Source organism: Bifidobacterium polysaccharolyticum, assembly GCF_016101585.1.
In the GTDB taxonomy this organism is placed as follows: domain Bacteria; phylum Actinomycetota; class Actinomycetes; order Actinomycetales; family Bifidobacteriaceae; genus Bombiscardovia; species Bombiscardovia polysaccharolytica.
Genome location: NZ_JACFQG010000003.1, coordinates 154,195 through 175,344, shown reverse-complemented (window position 1 = coordinate 175,344; position 21,150 = coordinate 154,195). Strand labels below are relative to the sequence as shown.

The 21,150-nt window shown below is 54.8% G+C and carries 14 protein-coding genes, 1 tRNA gene and 2 pseudogenes; 11 read left to right on the top strand and 6 right to left on the bottom strand.

Annotation, left to right across the window (positions count from 1 at the left end; all coding sequences use genetic code 11):
* Nucleotides 1-12: 12 nt before the first annotated feature.
* Nucleotides 13-1,410, bottom strand: a pseudogene (locus tag H3T90_RS08920) (DUF6020 family protein); the annotation flags it as partial.
* Nucleotides 1,411-1,810: 400 nt separating this feature from the next.
* Here H3T90_RS08920 and H3T90_RS06195 point away from each other — a divergent pair.
* A complete protein-coding gene (locus tag H3T90_RS06195; protein WP_332468243.1) occupies nucleotides 1,811-2,857 on the top strand; it encodes a glycosyltransferase family 2 protein in 1,047 nt (348 codons plus the stop codon).
* A 493-nt stretch (nucleotides 2,858-3,350) separates the two neighbouring features.
* Here the strand turns inward: H3T90_RS06195 and H3T90_RS08915 are convergent.
* From H3T90_RS08915 to H3T90_RS06180, 4 genes and pseudogenes are all read right to left on the bottom strand, one after another.
* A pseudogene (locus H3T90_RS08915) lies at nucleotides 3,351-4,340 on the bottom strand (glucosyltransferase domain-containing protein); the annotation flags it as partial.
* A 96-nt stretch (nucleotides 4,341-4,436) separates the two neighbouring features.
* Nucleotides 4,437-5,507 (bottom strand): glycosyltransferase family 2 protein, encoded by a 1,071-nt coding sequence (locus H3T90_RS06190; RefSeq protein ID WP_232350609.1) that lies wholly within the window; start codon nucleotides 5,505-5,507, stop codon nucleotides 4,437-4,439.
* 56 nt (nucleotides 5,508-5,563) lie between these two features.
* Nucleotides 5,564-7,864: an RICIN domain-containing protein gene (locus tag H3T90_RS06185; RefSeq protein WP_332468242.1), complete on the bottom strand. Its 2,301-nt coding sequence runs from the start codon at nucleotides 7,862-7,864 to the stop codon at nucleotides 5,564-5,566.
* Nucleotides 7,865-8,439: 575 nt separating this feature from the next.
* Nucleotides 8,440-9,168: a metal-dependent transcriptional regulator gene (locus tag H3T90_RS06180; protein WP_198229956.1), complete on the bottom strand. Its 729-nt coding sequence runs from the start codon at nucleotides 9,166-9,168 to the stop codon at nucleotides 8,440-8,442.
* A gap of 192 nt (nucleotides 9,169-9,360) precedes the next feature.
* Here H3T90_RS06180 and H3T90_RS06175 point away from each other — a divergent pair, with 192 nt between their 5' ends.
* The 8 genes from H3T90_RS06175 to H3T90_RS06140 all read left to right on the top strand — a co-directional run bounded on the left by H3T90_RS06175 (nucleotide 9,361) and on the right by H3T90_RS06140 (nucleotide 17,696).
* Complete coding sequence (locus H3T90_RS06175; RefSeq protein ID WP_232350608.1) at nucleotides 9,361-10,803, top strand: Nramp family divalent metal transporter; 1,443 nt, start codon at nucleotides 9,361-9,363, stop codon at nucleotides 10,801-10,803.
* A 302-nt stretch (nucleotides 10,804-11,105) separates the two neighbouring features.
* The gene (locus tag H3T90_RS06170) at nucleotides 11,106-12,548 is read left to right on the top strand and encodes a catalase (protein WP_110412379.1); all 1,443 of its coding nucleotides are present in this window, start codon (nucleotides 11,106-11,108) and stop codon (nucleotides 12,546-12,548) included.
* Nucleotides 12,549-12,681: 133 nt separating this feature from the next.
* Nucleotides 12,682-12,769: transfer RNA gene (locus tag H3T90_RS06165), tRNA-Ser, on the top strand.
* Between the two features lie 269 nt (nucleotides 12,770-13,038).
* Entirely contained in the window at nucleotides 13,039-14,460 is a 1,422-nt protein-coding gene (locus tag H3T90_RS06160; RefSeq protein WP_198229955.1) for a tyrosine-type recombinase/integrase, read from the top strand.
* On the top strand, nucleotides 14,457-15,317 hold the full coding sequence (locus H3T90_RS06155) for a hypothetical protein (protein WP_198229954.1): 861 nt from the start codon (nucleotides 14,457-14,459) through the stop codon (nucleotides 15,315-15,317). Before H3T90_RS06160 ends, H3T90_RS06155 begins: the two co-directional genes overlap by 4 nt.
* 221 nt (nucleotides 15,318-15,538) lie before the next feature.
* Nucleotides 15,539-15,727, top strand: a complete 189-nt coding sequence (locus H3T90_RS06150; protein WP_198229953.1) for an excisionase family DNA-binding protein — start codon at nucleotides 15,539-15,541, stop codon at nucleotides 15,725-15,727.
* An 8-nt stretch (nucleotides 15,728-15,735) separates the two neighbouring features.
* Nucleotides 15,736-16,338 carry a hypothetical protein gene (locus H3T90_RS06145; protein ID WP_198229952.1) on the top strand — a complete coding sequence of 201 codons (603 nt, stop codon included), beginning with the start codon at nucleotides 15,736-15,738 and terminating at the stop codon, nucleotides 16,336-16,338.
* Nucleotides 16,335-17,696: a hypothetical protein gene (locus H3T90_RS06140; RefSeq protein ID WP_198229951.1), complete on the top strand. Its 1,362-nt coding sequence runs from the start codon at nucleotides 16,335-16,337 to the stop codon at nucleotides 17,694-17,696. Before H3T90_RS06145 ends, H3T90_RS06140 begins: the two co-directional genes overlap by 4 nt.
* Nucleotides 17,697-18,089: 393 nt before the next feature.
* Here H3T90_RS06140 and H3T90_RS09000 read toward each other — a convergent pair whose 3' ends face one another.
* On the bottom strand, nucleotides 18,090-18,224 hold the full coding sequence (locus tag H3T90_RS09000; protein WP_269751106.1) for a hypothetical protein: 135 nt from the start codon (nucleotides 18,222-18,224) through the stop codon (nucleotides 18,090-18,092).
* A gap of 494 nt (nucleotides 18,225-18,718) precedes the next feature.
* Here H3T90_RS09000 and H3T90_RS06135 point away from each other — a divergent pair, with 494 nt between their 5' ends.
* Nucleotides 18,719-18,949 (top strand): hypothetical protein, encoded by a 231-nt coding sequence (locus H3T90_RS06135; protein ID WP_198229950.1) that lies wholly within the window; start codon nucleotides 18,719-18,721, stop codon nucleotides 18,947-18,949.
* A 942-nt stretch (nucleotides 18,950-19,891) separates the two neighbouring features.
* Nucleotides 19,892-20,647 (top strand): DUF8453 domain-containing protein, encoded by a 756-nt coding sequence (locus H3T90_RS06130; protein WP_198229949.1) that lies wholly within the window; start codon nucleotides 19,892-19,894, stop codon nucleotides 20,645-20,647.
* Nucleotides 20,648-21,150: the final 503 nt, after the last annotated feature.

The window sequence follows — 21,150 nt, the reverse complement described above, 5'->3', positions numbered from 1 at the left end:
CAGCCGCATGGCCAATACCATCAAGCGCTCCCTACCACGCCTTCTCCAAGCGGCATATAGAATGAAGAAGGGTACGATCGATGACCAGACAGCCACATAGAAGCAGACATTCAGCACCGGTATGGTTGTCAGCGTCTGGTATGTTTCATCGGCCAGCCGTTGACGCCCATTGGGGTGCGGATCCTTTTGCAGCCGCCCATATGTATCAGGATTCGTCATGGTCCACGTGTACACGCGCATCACCATGGGATCTTGCCTATACGGGGGTTTCTGGGCCTTGGTGGATTGCGGGCCGACAAAACTCGTCCAGCCGCCCTCTAAACAGAAGAAGCCATTCAAATACGACAAGGGATGGTGAAGTCCTAAGTTCACCCACAAACGCGCGAAACCGGGCAGGGACCCTTGAGGACCGTTCGCCCCATAACCGGTGACCGGATCAGATATATAAGGTATGTACTTTGCAGCCATTCCCTCCCAGCCAAAAGGCATCATCTCATCCACTGCTTTTTTCTGGGAATCAGCGATTGCTGTTGGATGATCATGAGCCGTCCTGGACAGCACCTGTACAGGCATGACAATTGCTGCTACCTTCTCCCCCGGCACCACATGCAGCGCAGGAAAAAGACAGGCAGGTATAAGCATGTTGACAACCAGCCATATCGATGCCGTCAGGCAAGCGGCCAGAACCTTCATTTTCCTTCGGAAATGGCCGAGGACCAGCAGGAGCAGGCTCACCACAATAATGTAAAGGCCCATCTTCTTCGTCAGCGAGCTTAGGAGGGTCAGAACAATAAAAGCGCTGAGAAAACGGGGGTTCTTCAAGGGTTCCAGCCGGCCCTCGACCAGCTTTACAAACAGGATGGCCCAGGGCAGGAAAAACAAGGCATGAGTCGTATCCTTGCAAATCATCATGGCCATCATGGGAACCAGAGGGAAAAGGCAGAAAAAGGCCGTGCAAATCGCAATGATTCTTTTCCCCATCGCCCTTGTGGACATATAGGCCAGCAGCCAGGCGATGCAGAGCGCAAAAAAGATGAACTGAATTATGACATACAAGGAAAAGCCGAAATTCGGACTGCCCGTCAGGAACCGGCCAAGGTCGGAAAACCAACCGTAAAGAAAAGTATCAAAAAAGGGATGGCGGTCAGATATGACGCCTGGGGCCTGGCTGAAAGCCGCAATCCCGTAGTATTGGGCCAGTTGATCACCAGTGTCCCAAAAAAGCGAACCCGGGTATAGAAGTATCAGGTACGGAAGCCAGCAGATGAGAATCCGTATGCCATCGCAGAGCACGCCTTTGGGCGATTCAATATGATTGAAATACAGCCGTCGTATCAGGCTGTTTTTTTGCTTTCCGGCTCGGTCATCCGAAAAAGAGCCGATCCTATCGGGAAAGCAGAATCGGTACATCGTAGCGAACAAGACCCAGAAGAGCATTCCATAGAGCACGATATTCAGATACAGATGCGCCTGACCCCATTGAATGGCACCATAGGTTCCTGCATCTGAGGACAGAGAGAAAAGCACTCCCAGCAGCAAAGGAAAAACGCACCCTTCCATTGCTCTGCCTTGCAGCAACACGTCACGGTTCTTGCCATGTGCGATCGGCCCGATTCGATTCGAACCAGTCCTGCGAAGTCCGACCATGATTCCCTTTGCATACTGATGGATACGTCAATAATGCCAGCTTAACCTCCCGCCTACCTTGCAACACCACCAGGAAGCCGCAGAATACGACCCTGATTCATTGTTGCGCTGATTGGTAAGCTTGTGCCTTGTGGAAGAGATAAGGAAGAACAAGGAAGCACGTGTGGCCGTACTTATTCCCTGTTACAACGAGGAGATGACTATAGGCAAGGTGATCGACGATTTCCGTCGGGCTTTGCCAACGGCCGACCTGTATGTCTTCGACAATAATTCCACTGATGCAACGGCTTCCATAGCAAGGCAACGAAACGCCATCGTCTGCCAGGAACCTCGGCAGGGCAAGGGCAATGTCATCAGAGCCATGTTCGAGGAGGTTGATGCGGATGTCTATGTGCTGGTTGACGGGGACGACACCTACCCGGCCGAAGCGGCGCCGGAGCTTGTCTCCAAAATCCTCCAAGGATATGACATGGCCTCCGGTGATCGTCTCAGCTCCACCTATTTCCAAGAGAACAAACGGCCCTTGCATGGTCTTGGCAACCGACTGGTCAGGTCTTCGATCAACTTGCTCTTCGGAGCCCATCTGACGGATGTCATGACCGGTTTCAGAGCCGTATCCTTCGCCTTTGCCAAAACCTGCCCCGTAACCTCCTCGGGCTTCGAGGTAGAAACCGAAATGACCATTCATAGCCTGGACAACAACCTGCGCATCTGCGAAATCCCCATCCAGTACCGCGACCGTCCGAATGGATCGGTGAGTAAACTGGATACCTTCGGTGACGGGATTAAAGTCATGTCAACCATCTTCCGCATGATACGCGAGTACAGACCTTTGCCATTCTTTGGCATTTCCGGACTGTTGATATCCATGGTCGGGCTGCTGTTGACTCTGAGCGTCATGATTGACTATTGGAAAACCGGCGTGGTTCTACGCTTCCCCACGCTTATCGGATCCGTGATGCTCGTCATCGCGGGCCTGCTGCTCATCGTGGCCGGAATCATCCTGGACATCATGGCAGCCGAGGAGCGCAAACGCATCATTCTGGCTCGAAACCAATTCGCGTATCTGAGCAGACAGCAAGCCGCTAGTACAAGGCCAGATAGGCCTTGTCGCCAGAGAATACCAGCTGCTGATCCAAATCGAGCTGGTTCCAGTCCCGACCGGCAAAGTAGCGGCGATAGTCCGACCGAGGCATCTCAATTTTGCTGAGGTTCGAATGACTCAGATAATTGATCATCTGATAATTTGAATAAGGGGTATTCATGATGCGCCGGTTCAGTTCGTACCTCTGATAACGCACACTGTCGTATTTGACATGCACCCTGGCATCGGGAACTATGGCGATAGCTGTTACATGTTGGCCGGTGGAAGCTTCATACTCTTTGATCTTCTGGGCGACGCTCAGGGCATAGGCCTGATCATGGGTATTACTGACATAGGCATCATAAGCTATGTCCGCCATGCATAGGCTTGAAAAGAGGAGAAAGACGCCAGAGACGGCGATAAGCCTTGCAGCATGCTGAGCACCGTTGCCAGAGCCCGGGAAGGCCTCGGTCCCCTCAATTGTGCCTTCGGCCTTTCGCTCTGGTTCCGGCATGGGCTCGATCGAGGTCCTGACCGTGAGCGGCTGATGCCGGGATACGAGCAGGGAAACCGCAAAAACCGTGGCCATTGACGCAATCCAAGCCCAAAAAGCCATATTGCTGCGCGGGGTCAAGAGGATATTCTTCTCGATATAGTGAGGAGCAAAGACTGCCATATAGGTGACCAGGGCGGCGCAAGCCAATTGCCCATAGGGCAGATTGTGCCTGGTACGGAAGGACAGCACCAGCAGAGCAATCAGAAAGAGCAGTATCAGGGTAACGCTGAATTTGGGCATGAGTCCATCGGCATTATTGAGCAGAGGCAGCTGGTATTTCAATACCTGTTTGACGTTGGAGACAATAGTCGGCAAAGAAAGCCCGGCTCCACGGCCAGGATCGGCTATGTACTGAATATGTATCAAATACCTTACGCAGATGACATTGAAAACAGAGCCGAAGGCAGCCATGCCCAGCACCTTGGCCCATCGAAGCATCACCCGTGTAAAAGGCTCATGCCCTTCCCGTAAAGAAGTCAGGCAGCCGCCCAGCAAGGCGAGCGCTAAAAACACGCCTACCAAGCTTTGGTAGCACCCCAGGGCAATCAAAAGACAAATCAACGATACAGCCGACAGCCAAACATTCCGTCTGCCAAGGATGAGGCTAACAGCCAAGCTGACGAATATGGAACCGACGGCTGCAGACACAGCGCTTTCAGGGAACAAGAGGAATTCAAGTACGAATACGTTGATCCATACCACCGACAAGGTCAGACACAGACAGCACTGCCCAGCAAAGGATGAGATTCCGCCCAGCCTGGCAAAAGAGGCCGTGAGAATAATCAAAGAGATGGAGAATCCGACAATGCAGATTGCCATGAACAGTCGCTGCCGCAAAACCAGGTTCAGACCGAGGCTGTCCGCCACCAGCGTCAAACGCCACCATGTGTATCGGCCATTCTGCAAATACCAAAGAGCGTTCTGGTCGTCAATCAGATGATAGGAATCCACCGAGTAATGTCGACGGGCAATCAGGGGAGCAAAGGCAACGGCGTTAAGGATGAAAGCCAATAGAGCAATGCCAGCGTGACGCTTCAGCGATTCGATAGGCATCAGTGCATGCCGAGAGAGGACAAATTTCACGTTCAATACCTCTTTTGAATTATCTTGTCGAGACTTTCCCGGTCGAAATGCGGTTTGACGTACATATCAGATGCGTTCTTCGACGATATAGCGGGGTCGATGCTTCACTTCCAAATAGATTCGGCCAACATACTCGCCCACCACTCCAATGCCTGACAGAATCAGCCCTCCAAGGATCCAGATCGAACACATCACAGACCCCCAGCCGGCCACTGTACGACCAGAGAAGAAGGAGACCAGCACATAAACAAGGATCACTATGCCCACCGCAACCGAAATGAGACCGATGCCGGTGATGGCTCTGAGCGGGGTGATTGAAAAAGACGTAATGCCTTCCACTGCGAATGACATCATCTTTTTCAAAGGATACTTGGACTCGCCTGCTGCTCTTGAGCCGCGCTTGTAGTACACCTTGCTATGGGGGAAACCGAGAGAAGGAACGATGCCTCGCAAAAACAAATTGACTTCAGTGTAGTGTGAAAGAGCCTCCAAGGCCGTACGGCTCATAAGCCGGTAATCAGCATGGTTCGGTATTGTGTCAGTTCCCAGCCATGACATCATCCTATAAAACAGATCCGCTGTCGAGCGCTTGAAAACAGTGTCGGTATCCCTGTTGTCCCTGACACCGTAGACGATGTCGTTTCCTTTGGCATATTCCTTCACCATTGCATCAATGGCATCGGGATCATCCTGCAAATCCGCATCCATTGAAATGGCCGCGTCGCATCCACGACTCAGAGCCTCCATAAGCCCTGCATACAGGGCGTTCTGGTGTCCCCTATTATGAGAAAACTTAAGGCCATGCACCCTCGTAGGGTACTGGGAATGACTCGACTCGATAATTGACCATGTGGAATCGTGAGAGCCATCATCCACAAGAAGAATGTAGCTGTTCTCCGTAATGAACCCGCGCTTTTCCAAGTCTGAGAGCTTGGTATCGAGCACGGGCAAAGTTATGGGCAGAACATCCTGCTCGTTGTAGCAAGGAATCACCAAGGCGAGTTGCGGAGCGCCCCTACCGTTACCCTGGTCATCGGCATTCCCGCCGTGGCCGGAGGCAGATTCATCTGCCTCGCTTTCAGGCAGATCCGATTTCAATTGCCCAGCAGTGTTCATGGTTTCTAACTTTAAACCCATGCTCAACCAAGTTTGCAGGATACCAGCGAAGGCTTGCTAGAAAGACAAACTATCAATCAATTGAGCACCGCCCCAGTCGTCTCATCGAAGTGGCGCATGGAGCCTTCGACTCGCTGCCAGCCCTTGAGCATCCACCCCATAACCGGATCGTAATATACCCACTTGCCGCCGTTGGATGCCAAGTGCTTCCATCCATAAGTGGTGGCACCGCTCCAATCGTTGAAGTAGTACCAATTTTCATTGATATAGGCCTCTCCATGGAGCATCTGGCCATTGGACGGATCGTAGTAGACCCACTTGCCGCCGTTGGACGACACATGCTTCCACCCCTTAGCCATAGCGCCGGTAACGGGGTCGAAGAAATACCATTTGCCGGCCTTGCTACTTTCGCCCTTGACCATTTTTCCATCGGCGGCGTATCTTACATATTTTCCGCCGTTTGAAGTGAGGTAGAGATCCCGGCTTCTGACCATATTGCCGTCATAGGCAAAGTAATACCAAGCCCCATCAATGAGCCTTTCGCCATGGGCCATTCCCAAGGTTCGGGGATCGTAATACACCCTTCGCCCATCAGGCAGCGTCTTCCAGCCCTTGGCCAGCTGACCGTCGTCACCTGCCCAGTACCAGAGTCCGGCAGAAGAATCATATATTTCCTTGGAACGGGCTTTCTCTCCGTTCTCATACCAGTACTTTCCACCATCAGCGCTCACCAACTGACCTGATGCTGAAGAGTTGCCGTTGCCGCTTCCATTAACGCTGACCAGCTTGAATCTTTGATTCTCGCCTTGATTAGCCGCCCATAATTCCAGCCTGGATCCCGGGGCGCCATTCGAGGCGGTGATGTCCCAAACCTTGTTCCGGCTTCCGGCATACACAGAAGCGATGTAGTACGAACCATCGATGCACCTATACAGGGTCCACTGCTGGTTGCGACCGCCATTTGCCGAAAACTGAATCAATGGTGTCCCGTTATCAGCCGAAGGTCCTGATGCATCCACCACTTTGCTGTAGCCAGTCGCAATGGTGTAATTACCGCCACCGGCCGGCTTGATATAGAACTGCTGGTTGTCCTGCCCGTTGTAGGGCCAGATATCCAGAGGCACACCATTGTCAGGACTGGCTCCTGTTACGTCGACATAACGATTGTCGAAAAGACTGGCGATATAGTAACGCCCTTCAGGAACGTCCGTGACTTTGGCTGCAAATGAATTGGGGTCGGTTCCATTGAAATCAGGCTGACTGCGTATGTTGCTGAAGGCGTTCAAATCCACGTGTCCGTTGATGCCGCTGACTGAACCGCTGCTACTGTATTGCCAACCCTTATCAGCGCTTCTGAAATGAAAACCAGTACGCGGACCATAGCTGGCCACCCAATGCGTCTTGGAATGGATGTTGTCAGAATTCAAGGCGGAATAAAGATAGTTGGTGTATGAGTACAAGGACAGCCTGTTGTAACCGGCAGATGACAGCTTGCCCCACCAGGTATTGACTATTTGATCATAGGTTCCAGGATCGGTGGGATGACTGTGACCTGCCCAGGTCCAATTTTCCAAGTCATAATGAACGGGGTAGCTGAGATCATAAGGGCTGACACCGGCCTGCCTCAACAGGTTGACCGCATTGTCGCCCTCAGCGGCGGCCGTATTGGCGTCATAGGCATACGAGTAGATATAGACGCCGAAAGGTATTCCCAAACGCTTGCATTCACTGATGTTTCTCTTGGCCTGTTTATCCAGGCCGTTGCCCCAACCGTAGCCTAGGCGGATGATGGCGCCGTCGACTCCGGAGTTCTTTACAGCCTCCCAATTTATAGTGTTCTGCCACACAGAAACATCGATGACCCCCTTGGCCTGGTCCGCGAAGAGAGTCCCATCAGCCTCAAAAAATGCCTGTGAACCTTGATAAGAGCCCCAGTGAGCACCGTATTCATTATTCTGCAACGAAGCAAAGGATGTACGCGACCGGACGGAGGAATCAGCTGTTGCCGGTCTCGCCTCTTCACCCTGATTGTTCTTGGTCTGTTGATCGGAATCCGTCTTGGAATCTTTTATGGCTTTTCTGACTTTATCCACATGAACAGGGATGAATGATTCCCCATTGGTCTTAGCCAAAGGATCTGCCTGATGGGTTGATGTTCCGACGATTTTCGGGTCGGTGACTTTCTTGCCTGAGTCCAATTGCTTAAGCTGCTGGTCTGGTGTCAAAACCAGATCATTCGCAACTACGGTCGAGTCCTTAGGAATGGCGTTGCTGATTTTCTCTGGCAGTGGTTGATTGGGGTTGTCCGGCATAGACGCGCTCTGCGACTGGTCCTGATCGCCTATTGTCGAGGGGTTTGCGTGCCCTTCCTCCGCCACCTGTTCCTGCGTTGCTGACTGTGGATTCCATTCAGCAGCCGTGGATCCAGGGGCACTGGGCTGAAATCCCATAGGACCGGCCATGGCAGCAGTGGCAGCAATAACCAGAATATTTTTAATCACAGACCAAAGCACTGTTACGGCTCCCCTTCAATCGTCATGCAACAATGAACCCACCAACCACACTGGTACCAGCTTAGGAGGTAAAGCCGAGTTCGTCCAATGATCGCAGAATTGGTTTCGAAACATACCAGATACCAGACTTTCCAGTGTCACTAAAAGCTCCAAGGCCTGCCGAGCGGACACCTCAGCCTAAGAAAAGGCGTATGTATTGGTCCGGAACCTTGCTTGAAGACGATAAGCGAGACGTCCATTCATTTGCTGCCAGACAGAGTCTGGACGTTTTGGGGAATTTAGCTGGATCTTCCCGCAGATGCAGGGGATACCATGACTCCCAACAGAAAAACATTGCATGGTGAAATAATCCATGAACTCATAGCCGGAGATGATGGACGTGTTCCCTGATGGACAGCACAACCATCGTTGCTGCCGTGACATCTGCAGTATATAAAAATCTATTGAATTACTACCTGGATTCTTGAAGCCTGTGCATCATCCAATTCCACAGGCTCAGCAATCCCCTTCGATTCGTTCTCATCCCTATTGGGACTACTTTGCCCGGCCGATATCTTCTGAACGCGGATTTGCGCCCTCTCTGATGCGTCCCCATGCGAAACTAATTTCAGCAAGGTCCCTGGGCGCACCCTGTGCCTGCTCAAATACCTGAGCAATGCTGGATCCTGATCGCTCACTCGCCATACGCGTACGGTTTGCCCATCTTCCACCTGAGACAAAGGCTTCGTCAGAGGGACAACGGGCATGCTGCCGGATTCAGTCGGTATGGCATCCCCATGCGGATCCTGGGTTGGATGGCCCAGATAGCGATCAATCCTGTCAACCAACTTTTCAGAGACGGCATGCTCAAGGGCATCAGCCTCCTCATGCACTTCATCCCAGCTATAGCCCAGAACTTCCACCAGAAACGTCTCCAGAAGGCGGTGGCGACGGACCATGGTAACGGCCGAACGCCTACCTGCCGAAGTGAGACCAACCCGTCCATAAGGCTTATGTTCCACCAAGCCGGCATTGACCATACGCGAGAGCGCGCCCGAAATGGTCGATTGCTTCATGCCGGTCCGTTCAGCGATATCCGTCGGGTGGACTGGGCCATCGTCCCACTCCTCCAGATCCCAAATGACTTTGAGGTAGTCCTGGACATTGGTGGAAAGCTGAATGACGTCCATGTGCACAGTCTATAGCACAATTCCTCAGCCCCTTCCCCGATTTTTTCAGTCAAACATCAGCAGAATCCGGCATGTAGGCAATGTCACAGACATGTCATTGTCAAGGTCTCGCAATTTTCATGTGGCACCATTAGACTTCGAAGGGTCGAAGTTTTTCCAGACCTTTGAGCAACCAGAATCAAGGAAGGTGTCATGCCGAACAGTCAGACCAGACCCTCCTCAGGGTCCGCCAGTCCAGCCGGATCCGAAGTCGGGACTCCGCCGTCCAGTCGGCAGCGCCAATCCCATCCCATCATCGAGACCGCCAATGGGCGATCCCTGGAGGAGATCAACGCCACAGTCTCCGTGCCCAACTCGACATCCTCCTTCTGGAAGAACCTGGCTGCCTTCTCAGGCCCAGGCGCCCTGGTTGCAGTCGGTTACATGGATCCTGGCAACTGGATCACCTCCATCGGCGGCGGCGCCCAGTACGGGTATCTGCTCATGAGCGTCATCCTCATCTCCAGCCTGATCGCCATGATGCTGCAGTACATGTCTGCCAAGCTGGGGATCGTGACTGGTCTGGACCTGGCACAGGCCACACGCCAGCACACCAGCCGCCGGCTCAGCTTCGTCCTCTGGATCTGCACGGAGCTGGCCGTGATGGCCACTGACATCGCCGAAGTGATCGGCGGGGCCATTGCCCTGAAGCTGCTCTTCGGCATTCCGCTGGTCCTGGGCGTGACGCTGACCGTCCTGGATGTGCTCATCCTCCTGTTGTTGACCAAGATCGGTTTCCGCCGCATCGAGGCCATCGTGGCCACCCTGATCCTGGTCATCATGGCCGTCTTTCTATACGAGGTCTGCCTGGCCAGGCCAGACATGCCTGCGGTCTTCCGCGGCTTCATCCCCGACAAGGCCATTCTGGGCAATGGCCAGCTGACCATGGCTCTGGGCATTGTGGGCGCCACGGTCATGCCCCACAACCTCTACCTGCACTCATCCATCGTTCAGACCCGCGACTTCGATCGAAGCGACGACCGTCAGGTTGCCAACGCTGTTCGCTTCGCCACCTGGGATTCCAACATCCAACTGTCTGCCGCCTTCGTGGTCAACTGCCTGCTGCTGGTGCTGGGGGCGGCCATGTTCTTCGGACACGGCGAAGGGCTGGACACCTTCACCGCCCTCTACAACGCCCTTGGCGACAAGGCCATCGCCGGGCCGGTCGCCTCCGGACTGCTCTCCACCCTCTTCGCCGTGGCCCTGCTGGCCTCAGGTCAGAACTCGACCATCACCGGCACCCTGACCGGGCAGATCGTCATGGAGGGCTTCATCCGCATGAGGATCCCTCTCTGGTTGCGCAGGCTGGTCACCCGTGTGATCTCCATCATCCCCGTGCTGATCTGCACCATCGCCTTCGGAGGCAAGGAGTCTGCCCTGGATAGCCTGCTGGTCTACTCCCAGGTCTTCCTATGCGTGGCCCTGCCCATATCCATGATCCCTCTGGTCTGGTTCACCTCCTCGAAGAAGATCATGGGCAAATACGCCAACCCCCGATGGATGGCCTTCCTGGCCTGGATTGTCGTGGCTGTCCTGACCGGGCTCAACCTCCAGCTGGTCATCCAGGATGTGGGCGAACTGATGCAGATGCTCTGAGCGCCAGTGCTCTGATGAGAGCCGCCGCCATTTGCCGAATGAATGAGGCAATGTCGGCGGCTTTCTTATGGTTCTGTCTGAGATGCCATAAACGCCTCGCTTGATTAGTGAGATATCTGACTCTCGCTCAGCGCGCATATCCACCAACTCCATTGCCTGTCAGATACTGTGGAGGATAGCAGGATTTTATCAAGGGTCTTGCTATAAGCGACCGGACGGCCGGCCAGAAGCAGGGTCACAGACCTGGCCCGCATGGGACCGTCGACCGCAAATATCAAAGATGTCAGAGGAATCGAGCAAATATGAACGACAAACTTACTACCAACGAAGGGCAGCCCTGGGCAGACAACAACCATAGCCAGACGGCGGGCACCCGCGGACCCATCCTCATGCAGGACTACCAGCTCCTCGAAAAGCTGGCCCACTTCAACCGCGAGCGCATCCCGGAGCGCGTAGTCCACGCCAAGGGGGCCGGGGCCAAGGGAACCTTCACCTTGACCAAAGACATGAGCGCCTACACCAAGGCCGACGTATTCAACGGAGCCGGCAAGACCACGCCCATCCTGCTGCGCTTCTCCCAGGTGGCCGGTGAATCAGGCTATCCCGACACCCTGCGTGACGTGCGCGGCTTCGCCCTGCGCTTCTACACGCAGGAGGGCAACTACGACGTGGTGGGCAACAACACCCCTGTATTCTTCGTCAACGACCCCCTGAAGTTCCCCGACTTCATCCACTCGCAGAAGCGCGATCCGGCCACGCATCTGCGCAGCCAGGAGATGCAGTGGGACTTCTGGTCCCACTCCCCCGAGTCGGTTCACCAGGTGACTTATCTGATGGGCGACAGGGGCAACCCGGCCAGCTACCGGAACATGAACGGCTACGGAAGCCACACCTTCAAGTGGGTCAATGCCAAGGGCGAGCAGTTCTGGGTCAAGTATCACTTCCTGAGCGAGCAGGGCGTGAAGAACATGACCGATGAGACCGCCGCCAAGGTTGCCTCCGAGGACACGGACTTCCTCCTGCACGATCTTTACGATGCCATCGACCGGGGCGACTACCCCAAGTGGAAGGTCTGCGTGCAGATCCTGCCCTACCAGGAGGGCCTGGACTACAAGGACGATATCTTCGACGTGACCAAGGTGGTCTCCAAGAAGGACTATCCGCGCATCGAGATAGGCGAGTTCGTGCTGGATACCAACCCGACCAACTACTTTGATGACGTGGAGGAGGCGGCCTTCTCCCCCGCCAACTTCGTCCCCGGCATCGAGCCCTCGCCCGACAAGCTGCTGCAGGGCCGCCTGTTCGGGTACAAGGACGCCGAGCGTTACCGTCTGGGTGCCAACTACGAACAGCTGCCCATCAACCGCCCGGTCAACGAGGTCCACAACTACGAGCGCGATGGGTTCATGTCCCAAGGTCAGGATGGATCAGTCAACTACGAGCCCAACAGCAAGGGTGGCCCCGTGGAAGACAACGATGCCCGCATGCATGGCGATGCCGTCCAAGGGCAAACCGAGTACTCCCGTCCCTATGACAAGGACTACTATTCCGCAGCCGGCCGTCTCTACAGGCTGATGAGCCCGGAAGAGAAGGACCGTCTGATCCAGACCATCAAGAACAATCTGGGATCCGTTGATGACCAGGAGATCCAGGTTCTCGAGACCAGGCAGTTCTATCAGGCCGACCCGGATTACGGCCAGCGCGTGGCCGAGGCCCTTGGCCTTTCCATGGATCAGATCAAGTAACACAGAAAACAGAAACAGGGCGAGGATTGTCGGCGACACGTCTGGACTGGCCTGCAATCCTTGCCCTGTGTTACTATTTTCTAGTTGCCTTGATCAGGGTCACGTAGGCTACGGCCCCGTTCACTGCAGCTTTGGAGGATTCGCCTAGTGGTCTATGGCGCACGCTTGGAAAGCGTGTTGGGTTCACGCCCTCACGAGTTCGAATCTCGTATCCTCCGCCAGCCAGGGTTTTGGACCATCGTTCAAGGCCCTTTTTTCATGCCATTATTGCCGGTATTTCGCCGTTTTCCAGCTGTTCTCCTCGTTTTTCGACTATCCTTTTAGTTCCGTTTGGGACCGTTGAACATGCTAAGTTAGGTGGTGAGTTAGGTGGCGCAATTCCCAGAGGCTCAAACTCACCACCTAATTGCCATGCAAGATGTGTCAGGCGAGGGTGTTCGGAAGGCGGCGATCCATGGCGAAGAGGGCGAGGCGCAGAAGGTTCGGTTCCATGCCGTTAAAGACTGATGCTAGGTCCGGTCGTAAGTACATCGAAGCCCGCTACCAACCACCTGTCAGCGCCTACTCGCGTTGGCCGGGACTCCCCAAGCGGATAACGAGACGTTTCCCCGTAGGTTTCGAGACCGAGGCGGAGCGGTGGCTCAACGAGGCCGAGACCGCCATACGCATGGGCACCTGGGAGCCGCCACAAATCGAGGAGGACTCACGCAAAGCCGGAGCCGTCACCTTCGCCCAATACTCGGCCGCATACCTCCAAAAGCATCGCAAGGCGAACGGAGAGCCCATAGCGCCAACCACCCGGCAGAAGTACGAGCAGTACCTCAGGGACGACCTGCTACCCATCCTGGGGGACATGTCCATGGCTGCGATACGCCCGAAAGACATCCAGCGTTGGGCCGATTCCATGAAGGTCGGCAAGGCCGGAGAGGGTGCCAGTATCAAGCGACATGTGTGGGAGCTGCTCAGCGCCATCTTCAAAGAGGCCTGCTCCAAACCCCTGGATGAGGAGGGCACCACCCTGCTCAGGAACAACCCTGTGCTGTTAAGGGTGGATAAGCCCAACTCGAACCGGGCCTACGGGGACGTGTCCATGGAGGAACTGAACGCCTTGGTCGAGGCCATGCCCGGACGCTTCTCCCTGGTTCTCTACCTAGTCGGAGTGCTCAGCCTCAGGCCAGGGGAGGCATACGCTCTGCAGCGCAAGGACATCGAACTGGTCGAGGATGGCTCAGGCGGGGTGGTGCACATCACCAAGAGCGCCAAGGGCATCATGAAGGACGGACACAAAGTCATGGAGGTGAGCAGCACCAAGACCAAGGGCAGCGTACGCGACCTGGAGCTGCCCCCCTTCCTCATCCCCCACATCCGTCACCACCTGGACACCTATGTGGAGGACAGACCCAACGCCTGGCTGTTCACCGGCGAGCGCACCAGAGGCCTGGTATTCGACCAGTCGGTTCGCAACGCCTGGTATCGGGCCCGCAAGGCCGTTCCCCGCCTGGAGCAGAGGAAGCTGCGGCTCTATGATTTGCGCCATCGGGCCCTGACCGAGGTCGCCAAGCATACCAACAGCATCAAGGCCATCATGGCCCAGGGTGGTCACACCCAGGTCAGTACGGCCATGCACTATCAGCATGTCACCGAGAGCGAGCGTGGGAAGATCCTCGCAGGCATAGAGGCCGATGGCGAGGCGGCTGAACACGGCGGAAAGCCAGCGCAGCCGCCTGAGGGTATCCAGGAGAGCGGACAGGAGCTGCATGCGCTCGCGGCCGCTTTGGAATCCATGGACCTAGAGGTTCGAGTCCAAGTGTTGAACGGTCTTTCCCAGGAGAGACGGAACAGGGTCCTGGCCTGCTTCTCTGCCCAGGTGCAGGCGGAAACGATGACGATTCTATTGAGCAAGGCGGTATGAGCATGGTGCAAGTTACAAGAGAGCACAAGAAGACATTGAGGAAATTCCTGGATCTTGCGTATGGCCGGGATTACATGTTTGACGATGACTTATGGGAGCTGCAAGCTGAGTTGGCTCCGACGGAAGGGTATTGGGGTACCGGACTGGCTAATGTCGAACAAGGTTATTGGGAATTCGAACAGCATAGGCAGGGGCTTCTTCGCGGTGCCCATGCCGGCCTGAATGCCGTTTTTAACATTCAACGCGATGGCGATTGGTCAGACGGACGTAAGCAAATGGTTCAACTCATCATTGGCCAGGTGGAAGAGTATCTGAGTCGGTATCTGGAAGAACAGCATATCGAGAAAATGCGAATCCATACCAGCAGATATTCCATTCTGTGCAATTGGGAAATAGCACAGAGTGAATATGGCGTACCTGGCATGTTGAAACGACGCGATGAACTGTTCGCTGATTATCTTGACGGAGAGGAATCAGAACTGGGCACTTATTTCACTGGACTAGCGGGCGAGCTATTGACGCATGTGCGCAATGCCGAAGAGGACGATAAGCACATTCGTCTTGGTCTGGTAGATCTGTCCAGCTATGCATATGCATTCTGGCACACTGAACAGTGGCGTTACAAGAACGGAGAGATTAACGACGCTGAAGTATCGCATGAGGCGTTGGACCTTTTCTTTAACACGTATGAAGAAATGAACAAACTGCCGACAAATAATCCCGATTTCGTTAAAGGGCCTACAACAGTATCCGAAGCACTATCGGCCTTTATGAGAGCATATAAGCAAGGAGTTCCCCCGGTTGAGCCAACCAGCAAATACTCCGACATGTTGAATGGGGGTTGGCCCGCTAAGTAGTGATATCCTATCAGTAGATGCCTTGAACAGGTGTTTGTTTCCATGTGGTGGCTCACGTGGAAGGCTCATGGGCGGTACAGCCATCTCCATCGGAGATAAAAGATCCGCTTAGTAACTCGTGCCACGTAGTGACCCAGCCAAGGTCGAACGGGGAAGTAATTAGCAGACTTACCGAGTTAGGTGAAGTGTACCCTGTCGTGTCTTCACCGGTTAGGACAACCATGTCTATTCCCGCAACAACCATCACCGAACCCTTATCGGTCTCTGTTCCCGAAGCCACCAGGCTCCTGGGATTCAAGGACACCAAGACCACCTACAAGCTCATACACGAGGGAAAGGTCAGGGCCCGCAAGGTCGGGCGCATCTTCCTGGTCAGCTACTCCAGCCTCAAATCCTTCATCGAGGACTGAACCCGACCATGATCGAGCAAAAGAAAACCCTCCAAGCTGGCGGCCTGAAGGGTTCTGAAGACAATGCCATGATACCTGTCGGCGTTGACCCCGACCGTATCCTTTACACCCTGTCCACCACCAGCTGCTACCTGCTGGAAACCGCATGGGGACCATACGCCCTGACCCTCACCCACAACCTGGGCTCGCGGACCCAGGCGGTGGCGCTCCTGGCCCTGGCCTCCCACATCACCCCAATCCCTATAGCTCTGTTCGCGAGCACCCACGACCTAGGTGCCTGCATCATGGTCCAAGCGGCCAGCCTCCTAAGCGAGAACGGAACATGGGCCTTCACACCCAGCACCGCCCCTCCAACGGCCATGCTGCCTCTCAGAACCGTGGGCAGCGACCAACGCATACTCACCCTGCTGGAGTCGGGCATGCTCACTGACCGTTTTCGCATGGACGTGTCCTACATGCGTCAACGCCTGGTCTCCTGCGCCAGACGGTACGAGAGCGAGGCACTCGCGGACGGCAGGGAATCCTCCCGGGTCCTGTGCAGGCTCGGATTGATGGAGGGAGACCCATGGTCCAAGGTCGCTGGAGACCTCCGTCTGAAGGTGGCGGCATGAGCGACGTGAGCCAGTTGCTTGACAAGGACTTCTGGGAGGGCCGTCCCCTGTTCGCCTACGTGAGAGCTTACGCCAGAGCCTGCCGGGTGGCACCGACGGCCCTGCTAGACACGGTGTTGACCCGTCTCTCGGCGTTGATCCCGCCCACGGTGACTGCTCCCGCATTTGTGGGGTCCAGTCCTATCACCCTGAACCTGTTCCTGGCCCTCTGGGGTGCTTCGGGAGCCGGAAAGGGCAGCACAATCAGCACGGCCGAAAGCCTCATCCCCAACCTCCGTGGGGCGGTCGAGACCCAGCCGGCATCGGGCGAAGGCCTAGTAGCCATCTTCGCGGGCAGAAGGTTCCGGGAGAACCCGGAGGACCCCAAGGCCCACGACAGTGAACTGTTCTGCGCCAACCCCCGCGCCCTGCTGAACATTCCCGAGATCCGTTCCCTGGGAGGGGCCGCGTCCAGACAGGGTAGCACGATCGTACCAACCCTGACCAGCGCGTTCAGCGGCGAGACCCTGGGGGCCTGGAACAAGAACGATTCGGACCGTCTCATGGCTCCACGCTATGGCTATTCCCTGGCCTTGGTCACAGGTGTACAACCCGCCAACGCGGATATCCTAACCAACGAGAGCGGCACCGGCCTGCCACAGCGCTTCCTGTGGGCCAACACCGGTGATCCCCAGGCACCCGACCAGCGTCCCGATCGCCCTGAAGGCAGCCTGCCGGTCAGTTTGGGTCTGATTCCATATGACCCGGATCGGGATGACCTAGACTTTCTCTATCAGCAGCGTGACCGTAGTAACATGCTCAACCCCGATGAACGCTACCCACTCACCATCCTGGATTATCCGGATGCCGTATGGAAGGAGGTTGACGCTCAAAGACTCGATGCGCTACGCGGAGTGGGAATCGACCCATTGGACACCCACAAATTGCTGGTAAGCGTCAAAGTGGCTGGAATCCTCGCCATGGCCGACGGCCGCGAACAGGTCGACATGGATGACTGGCTGGCCGCCAAGGCCATCACGTCGGATTCCATTGAGACCAGGAGAAGATGCCTTGAACTGGGCAGGGAGGCGCAGAGGACACGCATAGCGGACTCCATGCAGATCAAGGATGAGGCCTCCGAGAGTCTTGAGTGCAGGAAGGAGCAGACTGTAAGGAACGCCATACTGCGCTCGCTGGGGGAGGATGATGCCCGTGAGGGGATCAAGGGGTATGTGCTCAGGCAGAGGTGCGGCAGGAACGGCACCCTATGCTACCGGGTCCTTGAGGGTTTGTACGAGGATGGCCTGGTAGAGCATGTCGGTGAGACCACAGGACGAACCTCGAACGATCTGTGGACCCTACCTGTATGTTCACACTGACACTGACCCGCAGCCCAAAGCGTTATACCGTTATATGCATACTCCTATAAGGGGGTGACGTGTGATAGTCGACTGATATACAGCGGTATACATGATATACAAACAAACCCGCCTGTATACCGAATATAACGCACTTATATAACACGGGAACCCAATCAGGAGAACACATATAACGGTATAACGCCTATAACATGTGTAAAACATTCCCCGTATCCCCAACACCCCTCGAAGAGCAGCGGGGCCTCCGGCCATCCCCTCGTGTGGACGGCCGGAGGCCCCGCCTATTCTCCCTGGCCTACGACTGGGCGTAAATCTGGATGCCATCCTGGTCTATGTCATCCAACGTGTACTGAGTCCCCAAAGCATCCCCAATCCGGCACAAGGCCAACAGTTTCAGACCTGGTCCATTAAAGACCCGTTCTGCCCAGTTCTGACCCGCAACTGCTTGAACAGGTAGGTCAATGAAGTGTTCTCCACGCTTCTGGCCTCCGGCTGCTCCTGCCCCGTCCCATCAGCCATGTTGTTCATTGCTCAATCTCCTTGTTCATGGTGTTTTTCGAGTCTCCTCGCCTCCCCCTGACCACGGGGGCGAGTCGCTGATTATCTGTCAGGGGCCGCATGAGCGTGACGCCTCCCCCTGACCACGGGGGCGAGCCCCCCTTCCCCGGCTCCCAGCACCCAGGGGCATATTGCCTGTATCCCCCCGCGACCGGGAAAGTTCCAGAAGACCCACGCTTGCCATCCAGCCTGAGCGCAGATGTGCGACGATCGACTTACGTGCAGGCTTGGGCATACCCCGTCGGGGCTCCCGTTACCCTTAACGCCGCAAGGCCAGGTTCTGGGAAATGACCGGTTGCCCATCCCCACCAAGCACCCGACCAAGATCGCCATGACCCCGATCCCCATAACAGCCCCAAGCGATGATCGCAGGGGGCACACTCCCATCGCAACAGAGCAAGAAGGCCGACACACTCCTGCGCATCGTTATTCCTCCCTCCCCACAGCCGCATAGGGGGGGGGGGGTGCGTGAATACACCATCCTGCTCAACGACAGCAGCCAGGTGCTCAGCGCCGCCAGCCAGGTACTCAGCGCCGCCAGCCAAGCCGCCGTCGCCACCAGCGACCAGGCATACTTCGCCAACGACTCCCTGGCCATCCGCGTCACCATGCGCCTGGGCTTCGGCGTCCTCCGCCCCAACCGGCTCGCCCGACTCACCATCAACACCGCAACAACACCAACATCAAGCAAATAGGAACGGGCGGCTGACAGTCAGATAGAACTACAGCAGCTTGGAACGAAATGACATGGGGTGTGGCTTGCCGACTTTTATAGCTCGGCAAGCCACAATGATTCAGGTTCTCTACAATTTCACCACATACAGACGATGGTGCTGATTGCAAAAATCAGAATCAGTGCTACAGTTGCTTGTACTGGGCTTAGGCGATTGATCAACTTTGCCGAGATGAATGCGATCACCAAGAGCCATAAATTGCTGTGCATGCTTGCTCCTTTCTGTTCAGCGAGTCAGGTATCTCCTTGTCGTAGAACTTATTTGTATGATACCGAGAAGCGGCATGAAGAAGCCGTTTATAGGCATATTCTCAAAACAATAGTGTGATGTTGGTCACATTGTCGAAATAATTTCTTCTAAGCTCAGGTAGCTCACTCCAAGCTGGGTTCATAACGGGGTGGGTGGGGGGATACTTCCCGGGCGGGTGAATATAACCGCCGGATAGCACCACCAAACATGCATGCGCCGTAAGAGTCATTTTTACTCGGATGCAACCCAGTGGAGTCATAAGTAACCCAAGACGCTCAGACCCTTCACCATGAGGCCACCAGGAGCATCCAACCGACGACATGGGCGCTCGCGAACCAACCACCTCCATCCTGTTTTACCTTCGTCACGATAATTGAGAGAAGCCAATAGGCACAGCAGGCCAACGACCTGAAATAGCGTTGTCACAATAACTCTGGGTGGCGGTTGGATTCCTATACGGAGTAATGGGTCAGAAGAAGGCCAATCGAACCGACCTCTCCCGCGCCGCCATAACTGCTTTTCGAGCATCTCAGGTTTTCCAATTTGTTTTTATCCTGTTTTAGCCTGATACAGGGGCTAAGAGAAGGCAAAGGGGTGTCATCAATTCCGTTGTTGACATCCCTAATCAACTTTACGAGACGCTAGTATTGGGGCATGGGCAAGCTAAGTTTAGATAAAGTAAAGAAGTATTGGCACCTGCAGCGGCCGGTCATTCGAAAAATCATCATACTTGTTGTTTTCGTTTGTCTTGTCGTGCTTTTTATTATCACTCCACTGATTTGGCAATATCTCAAGCACAACCATGAGTTTCGTGCGACAATCGCAGACGTGTTCGCCGGGAATATTGATTGGTCTGCATGGTGGGAATTCGGTACTTTTCTCGTAGCTATTGTAGCTGCCATGGTCGCTTTTGGGGAGTATAAATCCCATCAACATCAATTGTTGCCGCGTCTGGTTCCCATCATCGAAGTAACCCGTTCCACTGATTTTCTTGTTAACCACTATCTAAACTGTAAACTAGCAATCTCCAATGTTGGGGGCGGTGTCGCATTAGAAATCAGAGCTTATTGGGAATGCAATGATGAAAAACCAAGGTCTAGAAACTGCCCGACAAAGGCAGATTTGCAAGTAAGTGTTCTGAAACCAAATACAGAGCACACATGGTTTAATAACACAGGGAACGAGAACTACCCATTCCCTTATAGGGGACCTTGGAAAAAAACTACTCAACTTCAATACACTCTCCATATCACATGGAAAGACGATACAGGCAATAGCTATGAGTATCCGATAAAGGGCGAGGAGGGCTTAACAGCCTCTGTCCAGTTTGGCCCCCGTATTGAAATTAATGAAATGGATCTCTCGTCTCCACCTCCAAACCATATTCTCAAGATTGGCTATGGTCTGTGATACGCATATTATTTTCGTCCTTTACTGGACTATTATTGTTTTTGTTTGAAGAATCCCCCACAAAGTAGTCGAAGCAATTTCCTGGGCCGCGATTTCAACTTTTGACCACTAGGATTAATACCTACGTAGGTCCAATGAACCGACCAAGCACCACAAGCTGAAGCAGGGGTGCACACAGGTGGTCGGAGTACCGTTCGGGGTGGATCCTCAGACCGTCAGCGAGACGGCTCGGAAGTGTAGAGGGTTCAAAACTATCACGTCCGGTCTTTCTCCCAATCCATTGCCAAACGAACGCCTCTAACTTTATGCTAGATCTAAGCTGGGCTTAGGGCGTGCCCGTCGTGACCATAGTTGTGCACGCGGGCGTAGTCCATGGGTTCAGTACCAGTGAAACCCACCCTAGTCAAGACGGGCTAAGTCAGGCTGAGCCACCTTAGCGATCAGGGGTAAGCAACATGGTGGCAAGCCCTTCCACCGGCCTGTCACGGCCGACCTCTGCCATT

Coding starts and splice junctions, on each gene's coding strand:
- H3T90_RS09000 (WP_269751106.1), bottom strand. CDS start 18,224: ATGAACAACATGGCTGATGGGACGGGGCAGGAGCAGCCGGAGGCCAGA.
- H3T90_RS06160 (WP_198229955.1), top strand. CDS start 13,039: ATGCCGTTAAAGACTGATGCTAGGTCCGGTCGTAAGTACATCGAAGCC.
- H3T90_RS06150 (WP_198229953.1), top strand. CDS start 15,539: ATGTCTATTCCCGCAACAACCATCACCGAACCCTTATCGGTCTCTGTT.
- H3T90_RS06180 (WP_198229956.1), bottom strand. CDS start 9,168: ATGGACGTCATTCAGCTTTCCACCAATGTCCAGGACTACCTCAAAGTC.
- H3T90_RS06175 (WP_232350608.1), top strand. CDS start 9,361: ATGCCGAACAGTCAGACCAGACCCTCCTCAGGGTCCGCCAGTCCAGCC.
- H3T90_RS06155 (WP_198229954.1), top strand. CDS start 14,457: ATGAGCATGGTGCAAGTTACAAGAGAGCACAAGAAGACATTGAGGAAA.
- H3T90_RS06145 (WP_198229952.1), top strand. CDS start 15,736: ATGATCGAGCAAAAGAAAACCCTCCAAGCTGGCGGCCTGAAGGGTTCT.
- H3T90_RS06170 (WP_110412379.1), top strand. CDS start 11,106: ATGAACGACAAACTTACTACCAACGAAGGGCAGCCCTGGGCAGACAAC.
- H3T90_RS06140 (WP_198229951.1), top strand. CDS start 16,335: ATGAGCGACGTGAGCCAGTTGCTTGACAAGGACTTCTGGGAGGGCCGT.
- H3T90_RS06130 (WP_198229949.1), top strand. CDS start 19,892: ATGGGCAAGCTAAGTTTAGATAAAGTAAAGAAGTATTGGCACCTGCAG.
- H3T90_RS06190 (WP_232350609.1), bottom strand. CDS start 5,507: ATGGGTTTAAAGTTAGAAACCATGAACACTGCTGGGCAATTGAAATCG.